This window comes from Paenibacillus darwinianus (assembly GCF_000598065.1).
GTDB classification, from domain to species: Bacteria; Bacillota; Bacilli; order Paenibacillales; family Paenibacillaceae; genus Paenibacillus_I; species Paenibacillus_I darwinianus.
On record NZ_KK082127.1, the window covers coordinates 82,970 to 84,027 of the forward strand.

General features: G+C 63.0%; 2 pseudogenes. Both read right to left on the reverse strand.

The features are described 5' to 3' along the window. Window positions 1-198, reverse strand: a pseudogene (locus tag BG52_RS15845) (DNA mismatch repair endonuclease MutL); the annotation flags it as partial. A 94-nt stretch (window positions 199-292) separates the two neighbouring features. Next, window positions 293-1,058: pseudogene (locus tag BG52_RS16670) on the reverse strand (hypothetical protein); the annotation flags it as partial.

A 1,058-nucleotide genomic window follows, 5' to 3' on the forward strand; every position in this document is an offset into this window, starting at 1 on the left:
GCCTGCGGTAAATTCCAGCGTGAGCGGGACGAGCAGCGGCTGCTTGTACGGCGCAGGCTCTCCGAATTTGCGCAAATAATATTCGTAGTTGATCCGCTCGTGAGCAGCATGCTGATCGATCAAATAAAGCCCGTCCTCATTCTGGGCCACCATATAAGTCCCATGAAGCTGGCCGATCCAGGTAAGCTCGGGAAAACTCCCTTTGCCCTCCTGCAACGGCTCCTCCCCGGCCGGATGAGACGCGGGAGCTCCGTCGCGAGATTCTGCCCGATCGGACGGCACCTGGATCGGCTCATCCGCAGCACGTGCGGCAGACTCCAGCGCGGCAGACGACTCCCTGACCGCCCAATCCGCCTGTAGTTTGCCTGATGGACCGTACAGCTTCTCTGCCGCATCCGGCGGAACGGTCGGCGTCGGCGCGTCGGCTCGCCGGTCTCTGCCCTTGTTCCCAAACGGCTCGGCACCGCGATTCCAAAGCTGTCCCTCCGCCCGCCTCGGCGAAAGCCGCCAGCCGGCTGCGCACGAGCTCCGCATCGCCTGCGGTAAATTCCAGCGTGAGCGGGACGAGCAGCGGCTGCTTGTACGGCGCAGGCTCTCCGAATTTGCGCAAATAATATTCGTAGTTGATCCGCTCGTGAGCAGCATGCTGATCGATCAAATAAAGCCCGTCCTCATTCTGGGCCACCATATAAGTCCCATGAAGCTGGCCGATCCAGGTAAGCTCGGGAAAACTCCCTTTGCCCTCCTGCAACGGCTCCTCCCCGGCCGGATGAGACGCGGGAGCTCCGTCGCGAGATTCTGCCCGATCGGACGGCACCTGGATCGGCTCATCCGCAGCACGTGCGGCAGACTCCAGCGCGGCAGACGACTCCCTGACCGCCCAATCCGCCTGTAGTTTGCCTGATGGACCGTACAGCTTCTCTGCCGCATCCGGCGGAACGGTCGGCGTCGGCGCGTCGGCTCGCCGGTCTCTGCCCTTGTTCCCAAACGGCTCGGCACCGCGATTCCAAAGCTGTCCCTCCGCAGCGTATGTCCCGGTTGAAGCCGGGTTGCGGCTG